Source organism: Bifidobacterium sp. ESL0732 (assembly GCF_029395535.1).
GTDB lineage: Bacteria > Actinomycetota > Actinomycetes > Actinomycetales > Bifidobacteriaceae > Bifidobacterium.
This window is the reverse complement of sequence record NZ_CP113920.1, coordinates 464058-477882: the sequence shown is the minus strand read 5'-3', so window position 1 is coordinate 477882 and position 13825 is coordinate 464058. Positions and strand designations below refer to the sequence as shown.

Here is a 13825-nt window from a genome sequence, read left to right as displayed (position 1 = left end):
TTCCTGAACCATGAAAACGCTGATGCACTTCTTGAAATCCAAGATTGTGTATCGGCGTTTTCATATATACTTCGCCGTTCCAGCCACTTCTCGTAACTTGCAACGTCTCACAGCTTGATGCTGTATCTAGCCTTTCTCTTCACTCTTTCGGAATCTGCTGCGCCGGACACGTTTTCAGCACCTTTGAAATGGCCTGCTTTTCGGGAGTGGTCACCGAGAGGTTATATTTTTGCTTCACGCCGACCTGTCGGGCGACATAGGAGCAGCGGAACCTGCGATTGATGGGTAGCCAGTAGGCAGCGGAGGCGGAACCCTTCTGCTGATTGGCTGGACCGTCGACGGCGAGCAAGTTGTAAGCGTCATTGCCGTATTGCTGTTTCGTCGCCGCGTCCCACTTACTCGCGCCCGATTGCCATGCGTTCTCTAGCGCGACCACATGGTCGATCTGCACCGCCGCACTCGTCTGCTTTCCACGCACGAAACGAATGGACTTGCCGGTATACGGTTCCTGCAAAGCACCGGTTTTGACCTGGCAGGCGCTTGGCGCCTTGTATCTGACGCTTGTCATGTCTCGTTTGAGGATGTCGTCACGAATGGTACAGCCGTTACCGTCATCGTCGGTGGTGTTATAGCCGAACGAATCCCTGTCGTAGCCGCGAGTGCTCGGGTGATCGTCCACTGGCAACGTCGCCAGCACCTGCGCCACCGGTCCGGTCGCCACATACTGTCCGGTCATCTGCGCGAACGGCTTGCTCACTTTCGGCAGTATCAGCCCAAAACCGATACCGATAAGACTGGCCACCATCAACAGAATCAAGAATCGTACCAGCAGGCTGTCAAGATTGACCCGACGCTGTCGGAAATGGGCGCTGTTGGCCCTCTTGCCGCCTTGAACAACTCGATGGTCATAGTTGTTGGACTTCCGCCGACACGTCCCTCTAGCATGCCAAATCGTCATGTTTTCCTTTAGTCCTTTCCAATGTTCCTCATCACAGCAAAATGCAACGAGATAACCACTCCAGCAGCAATTCAGGAATATAAAAAACCAGAGGAAAATGCAAGAGCCGAACACCGATTTACAGGAAAATCAAGATTTCTTGATATTACGTTCAACTTAAAAGTAGCCATATAGAAGATGATGTTACCGATCTAGAAGTCGCGATCAAAGTTGAAGAAAATAGCTATACAGAAGGCAAGAAGATAATTTATACAGCAACTAAAAGGCACAAGAAAAAGCCGATCCGTCTGAAACACAACGAACCGGCTATTCTCTTTTTGCTATTAACTCACGCTACGTTCTTTAATCAAACGGCTAGGCCTCGCTCACCAAACGCTCAATGGTCTCACGCTGATAGACCGAAGTATCATGCGCGGTCTCATCCTCGGCAAAGACGTTGGAGCAGATGATTGAATCCTCGCGATCGAGGAAACCATTGGCCTTGAGGGTGGCGAATAGATCCTTGAAATCGACGTCCCCATCACCGACCTTCAGGTGCTGGTGAACGCGGGCGTTCGTCCCCGGAGGATTGGCGATATAGCGCAGGTTATGCGAACGGGTGTGGTCATAGCTGTCGGAGATGTAGACGCTCCTGAGCTTGTCGCCTTCCTCGGCCGCGGCCTCGTGCAGGACATTGCCGTAATGGAACGTATGGCAAGCCACGTAAACCGAACCGACAAGAGGTGAATTGAGCCCGCGAATAACACGGTCTGCGGCGATGCGGTTCTCGACGAAATCATAAGGATGCGCGTCGAAGTTCAGGGCGATGCCTTCACGTTCGAGTATCGGCAGAATCTCTTCCATGGTGGCGTAGAATCCGGCCTCCGACTCCTCATAGCGCTCCGGGATACCGCTGAATTCACTGTTGATCGTCCGTACGCCAAGACGCGCGGCAATCTCGATGGCACGCTTCCAATTGCGCACTGCCCAAACGCGCTCGCGCTCGTCAGGCCAGCTGGTCCGGTAGACGGGCAGCAGCGAAACGAGTTCGACTCCGGCGTTCTTGCAAGCCTTCTTCAAATCGTCGACCAATTCGTCGTCGGCCTTCGGATGGGTGTAGAACGGCAGGAAATCGTCGTGCGGCGCCAGCTGCATATAGTGATAGCCCGCGTCCGCGACGGCCTGGGGCAAATCGAGCAGCTTCACGTCGAAATAGAACGGCGTTGGGTCCAATGCTATTTTCATTCTCATCAACTCCTTTGCTGGTGAATTTTTAAGATCATTCCCGTCCCGGCAACCTCGCAGGAAGGGAGTTCCTTGTGTGACGGATTGGCACGTCGCACAAGGAAGACCGCCATAACCACGGCGGCACAGCTATATTTACAATCGGTTCAGAATGTCCTGGCCGATCTGATGGGTCGAACGTTTCTTGGACGCGTTTTCGGCGATGTCAGCCTCTACAGCGCGATGAATACGATTCGCGGCCGCGTCATAACCGAAGTGTTCGAGCAACATCGCCACGGAAACAATGGCGGCAGTCGGATTGGCGATGCTCTTACCGGCGATGTCAGGCGCTGAACCGTGAATCGGTTCGAACATCGAGGGATGCTCATTGGCGACGTTGATATTTGCGGAAGCCGAATAGCCGATTCCCCCGACCACCGCACCTGCGAGGTCGGTCAGCACGTCGCCGAAGAGATTGTCGGTGACGATAACGTCGAAACGCGAGGGATTCGTAGCCATGAAGATGGTGCAGGCGTCGGCGTGCAGATAATCCCAAGTGACGTCAGGATAGTCCTTGGCCACCTTTTCCATCACGTCAAGCCACAAGGCCCCAGCGTGCACGAGCACATTGGTCTTGTTGACCATGGTGACGTTCTTCTTGCCGTCACGCTTGCGGGCAAGCTCAAACGCGTAGCGTACGGCGCGTTCCACACCGAACTCGGTGTTCATCGAGATTTCGGTGGCGATGGCTTGATCGGTCCCGCGACGGATGATGCCGCCCATTCCGGAATACAGTCCCTCGGTCCCCTCACGGACAACGGCGAAATCGATGTCGCCCGGATTCTTCAACGGAGAAGACACGCCGGGATAGAGCTTGGAAGGACGAAGGTTCACGCCCTGATCAAAGGCGAAGCGCAGTTTGATTAAGAGACCGCGCTCAAGGATACCGGAAGTGACACGAGGGTCGCCGACGGCACCGAGCAGGATCGCGTCTTTTTCTCCGATGGAGGCGAGATCCTCGTCGGTGAGCAACGTGCCATCACGCAGATAGCGCTCCGCGCCGAGGTCATAATCGGTGTAGTTGAAGGAGACATCGCCCTGTGCGGCTTTGTCGAGAACGGCCTGGGCTTCGGGAGTGACTTCCTTGCCGATGCCGTCGCCGGCGATGACCGCTATATTTAGAATCTTCTTTGATGTTTGTTGAGTCATGCTTTCATCCTAACTGTTTTATCCAAATAATCAACTTAAAACTCTCATTTTCTGGACATTTTTTCTGTTATTTTAAAATATTTCTTCTATTTATCTGAATTACGACAACAATAATCCCATATTTTAATGCAAATATCTCAATTTAGACACTCACATCAATCATTGAGAACAAGAGCCGACTTCAGCTTTCGAACGGAAGACGCGGGTTCCTCGGCACATCTTTCAACGCCTCGTATACCCAATTCTGCGAAGGCGCGACAGAGACCCGCCAATCCCGTTCGCCTGGGCCACCCATGACGTTGAGATAATAAAGGTCATAGCCAGGAGCGGCAATGGAAGGGCCATGCCAACCGTAAGGAATCAACACGGTGTCGCCCGGACGAACTTCAGTCATGATGTCCAGCGGACGGTCGTCCGAGGACGACGCGCCTTGATAGGCGATGGGGTCGGCTTCTTTTGGAGCTCCAGGCAAAGGCTGCATATCGAAGTAATAGATCTCCTCGAGTTTCGTCTCGCCCGGCGTTTCGACATCATGCTTGTGCACCGGGTAGCTTGACCATGAACCAGATGGGGTGATGACCTCACAGACCTGGATGCGCTCGGCCTCGATGTTCTGCCGCATACCGAAATTGCGGGCTTCCCTGGAAATCGGACCGTTTCCGCGAAGCGCGATATCATCGTCCTGCGCCTTCACCAACCGGTCAGGGAATGCTTTCGTCGCTGGAGCGCTGGCCACAGCGACACGACCGACATTCGGCGAGAATATCTCGATCTCACTGCCGGCACCTATATACACGGTATCCGTGGCGGCACTGAAGACATCCTTACGGCCACGAAGATGATAGCTTCCGCGCGGCGAGCGCACATCGAACGCCCCGCAAAGCGGCACCACAATCCGTTCCTCATCCGCAGCCGGCAGCCGCAGCACCTGACCAGCCACCGTGGAAGCCACGCGAATGCCCGTATATTGCCAGCCTTTTACTTCGGGGGAATCGCTACCCCCCAGAGAGACTTCCCAGTCCCCTTGCCCGGCGCTTCCGTTCGGGTAAATCCACTGAGCCATAATGTCACCTTTCCATATCGTCTTGCCTGCAGCCACCGTCGGATGACGGACACCATCATCCGCCGCCCACGCTATGGCCTTATCTGTAACTGTAGCGACGTTCTTATAATTGTCAACATGTCCACTATTAAACGATAGATAACCAGATTTTCCTTTTTTATGAAAATAAATCTCCGTTAAATGGACATAGATACCAAAATATGATAATACTATAGATGAATTCATGCGTATACCAATGCGCATACCAACGGTCCGAACAGACCCACGTTGGCCACCATAGCCAATGACACATAACCGAACATCAATATTTCGAAGAAGAAATCGCGGTGGCACATGGAAAGCATCTCGAAAACGCATGACGGCTGTAAGGCCATCGCCGTGCGTCTTCAGGTACCGGACCGGTTCCTACCGACACTTCAACAAAGGAGATCAAGATGACATCCCTGACAAAATCCACATCGAGAAAGGCCTCGGCCGTCGCCATCATGGCGACATTCGCGGTAGGCGTGGCCTCAATTCTTTTGGGATCGGTATCGGAGGAGCTCAAGGCCGGGCTCGGCATCAACAACGGAAAGCTGGGAACGCTGGTGACGGCCTTCTATCTCGCGGGATTGGTGGCAGTGATGCTGGCCGGCCCGTTGGTCGATAGATTCGGATATAAGCCGGTATTTATAACCGGGTTCGCCGCAGATACGCTGGGTCTCATTCTTCTTGCCGTTGCGAACTCCTACGGCCTGGCGCTTGTGGCATGCGCGTTCCTGGGCATCGGGATGATGTGCCTGAACACTTCAGGCAATACACTGTTGCCGGTGGTGCTTTTCGAAGGCAAAGAACCGGCCCGTGCGAGCAACTTCGGCAACGGCTTCTTCGGCCTGGGTTACGTGCTCACCCCGCTGCTCTTCCCGCTGGTGCACATGTTCGGCGGCAACTACCGCGCCTCGGTGCTCGTGCTGGCCGTGGTCTTCGCCTGCTTCCTCGTTATTTCCGCGGTCTCGAAGTTCCCCGCCGCCTCCTCCGGATTCTCGCTGAAGAAGGCGCTCAAGGTCATTACGCAAGGACCTGTCATCATCGCGGCTGCGGCGTTGTTCTGCTATGAGGCTTTGGAGTCCAGCATGTCCACCTGGATCAAGCCGTACATGACACAGGCATTCAAGAACGCCGGCAATGCCAACGCCGTGTCCAACGCAGCTCTGGTACTCAGCCTGTTCGGCGTGGCCATGATGATTGGCCGATTCGCCAGCTCTGCCATCAAGGGCCTGACGGCCATCGGCTCCAAAGTCATCGCGGGAGCGGCGCTTATCGCGGCCATTGCCATTGGCGTGATGGTGGTCAACAGCACCGTCGGAGTGGCCGCGACCATGGTCTTCATCGCGGGCCTGGTCTTCGCACCGATCTATCCGACCATCCTCGGCGTCACGGACGCGAAATTCGACCCCAGCTACTATGGTTCGATTTTCGCCGCGGACTTCTTCTTCGGCATGATCGGCTCCCTGACCATCCCGGGAATCATTGGCAAGATGAGCGCCACCGGCAACCAGGCGGTACAGAGCAGCCTGGGTATCGTGGCCGTAATCGCTCTGATCCTGTGCGTCGTGGGCGTGGTGATGGGCATCGTCAACAAGCGCTATCATTCCTCCGAGAAGAAGGATTCTGAAGAGGCGTAACAGCGTATATCAAAAATAAAATAATATGCCGTTGGCCGGGCCTGCGCTACGTAGGTCCGGCCAACGGCATGTTGTCATCTGTTCATTCCATCAATCGGCGTATGACATCAAAAGCATGGTTATCGGCTTATTTAGGCCTTAAATTCTCCGAGACGACCGACATAGTCAAAGAGCGTCTGTGCGAGTTCCTCGCCACGCGGCAGCACGACATCGACGAAACCTCCGGTCGACAACGCCCCTACCACCGTCTTGCCATCAGAGCCGAAAATCGGCACGCCGATCGAGCCGACACCAATGGTCACGTCTTCATCCGAAATGGCGTAACCCCTCGCAAGGGTTTCTCTCATATCGCGGCGCAAAGCGGAAGCCGTGACCAATGAGTTTTCGTTATAACCTTCGAATGGAGCATTGCGCAGATACGCATCGCCGATCTCTTCGGAACTGTATGCCAGACACACCCGTCCTGCAGCACCGCCGAAAAACGGCAACGTGCCACCGGGGCGCAGAATCAGCGCGTCATTGCCAGGCCCCTTGGCCCACTGCACACAAACCGTCTCATATCCGCTGACCATCGTCAGGAACGAGGTCAGACCGACATTGCCCGTACATTCATGCAACAGATCGGTGGCGTTCGACCATTCGGTCAGCGAATTACGCGCAGCATCGGCAAAACGCAGCCAATCCAGAGAAAGCGAATACGATACACCTGAGTTGGACTCGACCAATCCGACATCGGTAAGACCATCAAGTATGCGATACACTGAAGAACGCGGAATATCGCAGACGTCGGCAATTTCCGCCGGCCCCATGCCATTGTCGTCCGCCAGAGCCTCGACGACCTTGCCTGCTTTGAACAGGACACCATTGGGTTCTTTCTCGTTTTCAATCTCCGCCATGCTCACTCCTGACCTTCATGGGGTGTGTATCCCAATCCTTGCGAGATACGCGACGCGACGCGCAAAAGCGCCTCGATGGCATCTGTCGGCCCGTCTTTGGTACCTATATGCTTTTCCTCATCACGGCGCAAACCGCTGAAACACACCGATGCCCGCAATTCTCCATTATGATCGAATACCGGGGCTCCGATGGTCAACACACCCGGAACGGTCACATCGACATCATAGGAATATCCACGTGCGCGAACCTCGGCAGCCATCGCCACAGAGCGCTCCCGGAAGGTGGCAAGCAATCCGCCGGCATCGGCTTCATAGCGATAATGCTCGATAAGGGTTTCGAAACGCGTCTCGTCCATAAACGCCAGCATGGCATCACAAGGCGCGCCCAGGCCTATCGGCAAAGAATACCCGACGGCAGGCGAACGCAGAAGGCTCACTCCTGTGAACCCCATCTGCACGCATACCGACCGCAGCCCTTGGCGGACGAACAGGCTCCACGTTCCGTTGCTTTGAGGTTCACTCTTGAAGCAACGGTGTGCGATGTTCTGGATATCGAGACGGCTTTCGATCTGACCACCGATGCGAATCACGCCAATGCCAAGACGGTACTCGCCACGCTTGGCCCCCTTGTCGACCCAACCAAGCTTGATGAGGTTGTTGAGCAAACGATACGTTGAGCTGGCAGGTTCGCCGACAGACTCACTGATGGTTTTGATGTTGCACGGACCGAAATCACGCAAAGCGTCGAGAACGGCTTTGACCTTTACCAGCGTCCCCACACCTTTGCTTGAAACGGCCGTTGAATCCTCGGTCATGAATGACTCTCTTTCTTATAAGATATAGCCTACTCTACTTCATCGTCGAGGAAAATGAAATAGAGTAGGCTATAAAGAAGTCAAACAGTGACAATAATTACGTTTAATGGACAGATTGTCTTTTTTACGGGATTATCAACGTATACTTCGTGGTCATGTATTCGAAGATGCCCTCGGCACCACCCTCACGGCCTACGCCCGACTGTTTGACGCCGCCGAAGGGCACGCTCGCATCCGAAAGCACTCCCGAATTAATGGCCAGCACACCGGATTCGTCATGCTTCTGCACCCATTCGCTGCGGCGCAACGAAGTGGTGTAGGCATAGGCGGCAAGACCATAGACCGTGTCGTTGGCGGCATCCATACCCTCCTCATCGGTCTCGAAACGACTGATCGGCAGAACCGGGCCGAAGATCTCGTCAACGAAGACCTCCGCGTCACGCGGGACGTTGTCGAGAACCGTGGGTTCGAAGAAGCAAGGCCCATGCGGGTCACGATGACCGCCACTCACCAGCGTCGCGCCATGTTCAATGGCATCGTTGACGATATGTTCCATGCGATCAGCAGCCTTGGCATTGACCAGCGGGCCGATGTCCGTCTTTTCGTCCATGCCGTCGCCGACCACCATCTTATCCACACGCTCCTTGAGCTTGGCCACGAATTCATCGGCCACACTTTCCTGCACCAGGATGCGGTTGGCCGAGGTGCATGCCTCACCGTAATTACGGAATTTCGCCATCATGACCCCATCGACGGCCTTGTCGATGTCGGCGTCGTCGAAAACAAGGAACGGGGCGTTGCCACCGAGCTCCATGGAAGTACGAAGCACGTTGGGCGCAGCCTGCTGCATGAGTTTGACACCCACTGGCGTGGAACCGGTGAAGCTGATCTTGCGCAGACGCCTGTCTGCAAGCAGCACATCCGAAATCTCTGAGGAGTGCACGGTCGTGACAACATTGACCACACCCTTGGGCACGCCGGCCTGACGCAACACCTCGACCAGCGCCAAAGTGGTCAGAGGCGTAAGCCCGGCGGGCTTGACGATCATGGTGTCACCGGCAGCAAGCGCAGGACCGATCTTTCTGGTACCCATCGCCAGAGGGAAGTTCCACGGGGTCACCAGATAGCAAGGCCCAACGGGATCGTGGGTGACCAGGCCTTTGCGGCCATCCGGCAGATGGAAGGTGCGACCGTATTCCCGCATCGCCTCCTCGGCGAACCATTTGAGGAAGCCTGCACCATAATTGACTTCGCCGAGCGATTCTTTGTAGCTTTTGCCCATTTCACGGGTCATCAGTTCGGCGAACTTTTCCTTATTATCCATCACTGCTTCATAAGCCCGTTCCAACAGGTCACGCCGCTCGACAGGACTGGATTCGGCCCAGCCCTCCTGTGCGGCGCTTGCGGCATCAAGAGCCGATTTGGCATCTTCTCCGTTGCCGTCGGAGACATCGAACAGATATCCTCCATCGGATGGATTGTCCACTTCAAAAGTAGTTTTATTGGCTGCTTCGCGCCACTGGCCATCGATGAACAAAGTGGCGCCATTCTTAGGAAGAATGGTGTTTACATCATATTTCCAAGCCATTGTTGCTCCTTTGTAAGCTGTAGCCAAAGATGGGCTTCAGCTAAATAATACTAAAATTTTCACTATTAAATCTACTATATTCTAGACATTATGTCCAATATATGGTATTTTATTAATAAGCCAATCAAATTGACGTGAACCGTATATTTCCGTCCACTCCAACGAGATTGAGCGGTAGGCCGCGACAACGGTGCCAACCGAGGCCGCAGTTCACTAATGATGTGAATTACAAACGATACGAAACGAGGTAGTTTCAAGATGGCAAAGACAATCAGACTCACCGTAGGCCAAGCAATCGCAAGGTTTATGGAGGCACAGAAAGTCGAACGCGACGGAAAGACACAACCATTCTTCGGAGGCGTTCTGGGAATTCTCGGCCATGGCAATGTCGGTGGTTTGGGGCAGGCCTTACTCGAAGAGAAAGAACGTATCCCCTTCATCCAAGGCCGCAACGAACAGGGCATGGCCCATATCGCCGTCGGTTACGCAAGAATGAAGAACCGCCTTGGCTGCATGGCCGTGACCACCTCCATCGGGCCAGGTGCCGCGAATCTCGTGACCGCGGCCGGAACCGCAACCGTCAACCATCTGCCACTGTTGCTGCTCCCCAGCGATTCCTTCGCGACCCGTCGCAGCGGCTCGGTGCTGCAGCAAATCGAAAACGTGCAATCCTATGACATCACGACCAATGACACCCTGAGGCCGATCAGCAGGTACTGGGATCGGATCAACCGTCCGGAGCAGCTGCCCATCGCGTTGATGACCGCAATGGCCACGCTGATCGACCCGGCGAGAACCGGTGCCGTCACCCTTGCCCTTCCCCAGGACGTGCAGGGTGAGGCCTACGATTACCCGACCTCGTTCTTCCGTGAAAGGGTATGGCGCATTCCGCGCACACGTGCCGATGAGGATTCATTGAAGGAAGCCGCGGAAATCATCCGCAATTCCAAGCGACCGCTGATCATCGCCGGTGGCGGAACCGTCTATTCCGACGCGTGCAAAGAGCTCACCACTTTCATCGAGCACACCGGCATCCCAGTCAGCTCCACGCAGGCGGCCAAGGGAGCCGTGGCATATGAGCACGAACTCAACGTCGGGCCGATGGGCTCGATCGGACTGCGGTTCGCCAACGGGCTGGCACACGACGCCGATGTCATCATCGGTATCGGCACCCGCTACACCGACTTCACCTCGGCTTCGAACACGATGTTCCAGAATCCGGATGTCAAATTCGTCAACCTCAACGTGGCGGCATTCGACGTCTACAAGGAAGCGGCAACCCCGGTGCTCGGAGACGCACGGGAATCCATCACGGCACTGGACAAGGCGCTTGAGGGCTGGCGCGTACCGGAGGACTACTACCGCGAGGTCGTCAAAACTGCCAACGAAACCAGAGCCGAAATCGACCACCAGATCCAGCATGTCGATGGCGTCGAGGCCTTGGGGCAAAAAGAGGTCATCGGTATCGTCAACGAGTTCGCTGGGCCGCAGGACGTGGTGGTCAATGCGGCAGGTTCGATGCCAGGCGATCTGCACAAGCTCTGGAAGCCGGGTTCACCGCTCGGCTATTCGGTGGAATACGGCTACTCCTGCATGGGCTACGAGATTCCGGCAAGCCTGGGCATGAAAATCGCCGATCCAAGCCGCGAGATCTTCACCTTCATCGGCGACGGCTCGTTCCTCATGTACCATCAGGACGTACTGACCGCTATCCAGGAGCACAAGAAGATCATTCTCATCGTCGTCGACAACAATGGTTTCGGCTCGATCGATTCTCTGTCCCATCAGATCGGCTCGCAGGGCTTTGAGACGAAATTCTGTGTGAAGGGCGCCGACGGACTTGAGGACCACAACAAGCCGCTCCAGATCGACTTCGCCAAGATCCTTGAAGGCTATGGCGTTACGGCGTATACGGCCAAGAACGCCGACGAGCTGCGCGAGGACCTGAAGAAAGCCGTCGACTCCGATGAGATCACTGCCGTGTGTGTCAAGGTGGATGAGGTGATGCGCGACAATTCCGCCGATGCCTGGTGGGACGTCGAAACCCCGGAAGTGGCACACCTCGAGTCCTCACAGAAAGCGAACGAGCAGTATCTGGAAACCAGGGACACCAAGCAGAAGCTGTATCTCTAAATCTGACTCTGGCAACGTGCATCGCATATAAAAGCCCATGACGTTCCAATACGTATCGGAAACGCCGGTTCTCGATTCGGGAGCCGGCGTTTTTCGTTTATCCCTTTAATACAAATTTCACAAACCACGATCCGGCAAAGACAGAATCATGAATACCCACAACACAACAAACAAAAAATCGACAACGCAATCTCCGAGTGAACCTGTCGACATCGAAACCCTCAAAGCGCTATCGCGCAAAGGCAGATGGCTGGTGATGAGCACCGTCGCGGCCTCGAAAGCCGGGCACATCGGCGGACCGCTTTCGGCGATGGACATGTTCGTCGCCCTCTATTTCCGCCAGTTGAACATCGACCCCGAACACCCTGACGATCCGCATCGTGACAGGTTCATCCTCTCCAAGGGGCACAACGCCATCGGACTTTATTCCGTGCTGGCCATGCGCGGATATTTCCCGATCGAGGAGCTCAAGACCTTCGACCATGGTGATTCCAGACTCCAAGGGCACCCGGACATGCTCAAAACCCCTGGTATCGATATATCCAGCGGATCTCTCGGACAGGGGCTTTCGGTAGGAATCGGTATGGCGCTCGGAGCCAAAAAACTTGGCAAGAGTTTCCACACCTGGGTCATGCTCGGTGACGGAGAATGCCAGGAGGGAATGGTCTGGGAAGCGATACTGAGCGCTCCGCGCTTCAAGCTTGACAATCTCACCGCCATCATCGATTTAAACGGCCTCGAACTTTATGGATGGGAAGCCGGGCCTAATGATCGCTTCGACCGAGGGGAACCGCTTGGGCATGTCGACCTGCCCAGCGTGTTCCACGGCTTCGGTTGGAATGTCATCGAAATCGACGGTAACGATTTTACGAGCATCCTCGGCGGTTTCGACAAGGCCATGGCGAACCGCGGAAGCGGGAAACCTTCGATCATCCTCGCCAAAACCACCAAAGGCGCCGGCGTGAGTTTCACTTCGGGAACCTATAAGTGGCACAACGGAGTCGCCACGCCCGAACAACTGGCCATAGCACGGGATGAACTCAAGCAGGGTGAAGAAGACAAATCCGCAATATCGACGCGAGAAGGAGAACAATCATGACTTCTATGAGACAGGCCTGGGGTGAGACTCTGGTCGAACTGGGGCGAGACAACGACAAGCTGACGGTGGTCGACGCCGACCTCGCGCCATCGACCAAGGCGACACTGTTCGAATCAGCCTATCCGCAACGCTTTATACAAGCCGGCATAGCCGAGCAAAATGCCGTGGGGATGGCAGCTGGTCTGGCAAGTCTGGGATTCATTCCTTGGCTTTCCTCATTCGGCGTGTTCTTCACCCAGCGTTCGCTCGATCAAATCCGTATGCTGGTTTCCCAGACCCATATGAACGTAAAATTCGGCGGAGCCTATTCCGGGCTGCTCAATGGATCGTCGGGAAAGACGCACGAAGACGTGGAAGATATCGCGATTATGCGGGCAATGCCGAATATGACCGTGCTCAGCCCCGCCGATGCGGAGGAAACGAAGGCAGCCGTGCGGTGGGCCACCGGCTATGACATGCCGGTCTATCTGCGTCTTTCACGCGACGATGCCGGGGATTTGCCCGAAGCCGGCAATGACGATGGTTTCGCCATTGGACAGCCAAAGGTGCTGCGTAAAGCCTCCGATATGGCCAGTTCAAAGACAAGCATAAACAGCGATTCAACATCCACTTACGGCTCTGTAGTCCTGATCTCGACGGGTGCGCAAAGTATTCGTACGCTGGAAAGCGCAGATCTGCTCGCGTCCGCTGGATTGCAGACCACCGTCATCCATCTGCCTTCAATCAAGCCTCTGGACGAAACCGCGATTCTGGAAGCCATCGGCGACGCACGCTACGTTTTCACTGTCGAGGAACATTCCATCTATGGTGGAATCGGCGGACTCGTCAGCGAAATCGTCGCCGGCCGGCCGCGGAGCGCACAGCCCGGCGTGCACGGTTCGGCAACGGCAGACGCCATGGCCCCTCAGGTAGTCCGCATCGGTCTCAATGACGAATGGACGCAATGCGGGCCCAACGATTTCCTGCTGGACCGCTATGGACTTTCCGCACAACGCGTGGCACAGAAGGTGGAAGAGACTGTGGGCATTGCGTAGAAATAGATGCCTGATCGCGCGTTTTCCATTTCCGGCGCAATGTAGCTGATACACATATACAAGTAACCATCAAGGTTCCGAGCAATGCCCAGCCATGGGTAGTTCGGAACCTCTGATCTTGCCCACGGGTGATAAGACGGAATACGCTGCTTAAGGCCGTGAT

Annotated in this window: 11 protein-coding genes; 4 read left to right on the top strand and 7 right to left on the bottom strand. The window is 55.2% G+C overall.

Annotation, left to right across the window (positions count from 1 at the left end; all coding sequences use genetic code 11):
* Positions 1 to 139 precede the first annotated feature (139 nt).
* The 4 genes from OZX70_RS01640 to iolB form a co-directional block, all read right to left on the bottom strand.
* Complete coding sequence (locus tag OZX70_RS01640) at positions 140 to 958, bottom strand: HNH endonuclease family protein (RefSeq protein WP_277181519.1); 819 nt, start codon at positions 956 to 958, stop codon at positions 140 to 142.
* 354 nt (positions 959 to 1312) lie between these two features.
* Positions 1313 to 2182, bottom strand: coding sequence for a sugar phosphate isomerase/epimerase family protein (locus OZX70_RS01635; protein WP_277181517.1), 870 nt, complete (start codon positions 2180 to 2182; stop codon positions 1313 to 1315).
* Positions 2183 to 2317: 135 nt separating this feature from the next.
* Positions 2318 to 3370, bottom strand: coding sequence for a 3-isopropylmalate dehydrogenase (locus OZX70_RS01630; RefSeq protein WP_277181515.1), 1053 nt, complete (start codon positions 3368 to 3370; stop codon positions 2318 to 2320).
* Between the two features lie 181 nt (positions 3371 to 3551).
* Positions 3552 to 4433, bottom strand: a complete 882-nt coding sequence (gene iolB, locus OZX70_RS01625) for a 5-deoxy-glucuronate isomerase (RefSeq protein WP_277181513.1) — start codon at positions 4431 to 4433, stop codon at positions 3552 to 3554.
* Positions 4434 to 4867: 434 nt separating this feature from the next.
* Here iolB and OZX70_RS01620 point away from each other — a divergent pair, with 434 nt between their 5' ends.
* Positions 4868 to 6097: an MFS transporter gene (locus tag OZX70_RS01620; RefSeq protein ID WP_277181511.1), complete on the top strand. Its 1230-nt coding sequence runs from the start codon at positions 4868 to 4870 to the stop codon at positions 6095 to 6097.
* 131 nt (positions 6098 to 6228) lie between these two features.
* Here the strand turns inward: OZX70_RS01620 and OZX70_RS01615 are convergent, their stop codons facing one another.
* From OZX70_RS01615 to OZX70_RS01605, 3 genes are all read right to left on the bottom strand, one after another.
* Positions 6229 to 6993, bottom strand: a complete 765-nt coding sequence (locus OZX70_RS01615; RefSeq protein ID WP_277181509.1) for an IclR family transcriptional regulator — start codon at positions 6991 to 6993, stop codon at positions 6229 to 6231.
* Positions 6994 to 6995: 2 nt separating this feature from the next.
* A complete protein-coding gene (locus OZX70_RS01610; RefSeq protein ID WP_277181507.1) occupies positions 6996 to 7808 on the bottom strand; it encodes a helix-turn-helix domain-containing protein in 813 nt (270 codons plus the stop codon).
* A gap of 124 nt (positions 7809 to 7932) precedes the next feature.
* Positions 7933 to 9396: an NAD-dependent succinate-semialdehyde dehydrogenase gene (locus OZX70_RS01605; protein WP_277181504.1), complete on the bottom strand. Its 1464-nt coding sequence runs from the start codon at positions 9394 to 9396 to the stop codon at positions 7933 to 7935.
* A gap of 258 nt (positions 9397 to 9654) precedes the next feature.
* On the opposite strand from OZX70_RS01605, the gene iolD reads away from it, so the two are divergent.
* From iolD to OZX70_RS01590, 3 genes are all read left to right on the top strand, one after another.
* Complete coding sequence (gene iolD / locus OZX70_RS01600; protein WP_277181503.1) at positions 9655 to 11529, top strand: 3D-(3,5/4)-trihydroxycyclohexane-1,2-dione acylhydrolase (decyclizing); 1875 nt, start codon at positions 9655 to 9657, stop codon at positions 11527 to 11529.
* Between the two features lie 148 nt (positions 11530 to 11677).
* Positions 11678 to 12628 carry a transketolase gene (locus OZX70_RS01595; protein WP_277181501.1) on the top strand — a complete coding sequence of 317 codons (951 nt, stop codon included), beginning with the start codon at positions 11678 to 11680 and terminating at the stop codon, positions 12626 to 12628.
* Entirely contained in the window at positions 12625 to 13662 is a 1038-nt protein-coding gene (locus tag OZX70_RS01590; protein WP_277181498.1) for a transketolase C-terminal domain-containing protein, read from the top strand. Before OZX70_RS01595 ends, OZX70_RS01590 begins: the two co-directional genes overlap by 4 nt.
* Positions 13663 to 13825: the final 163 nt, after the last annotated feature.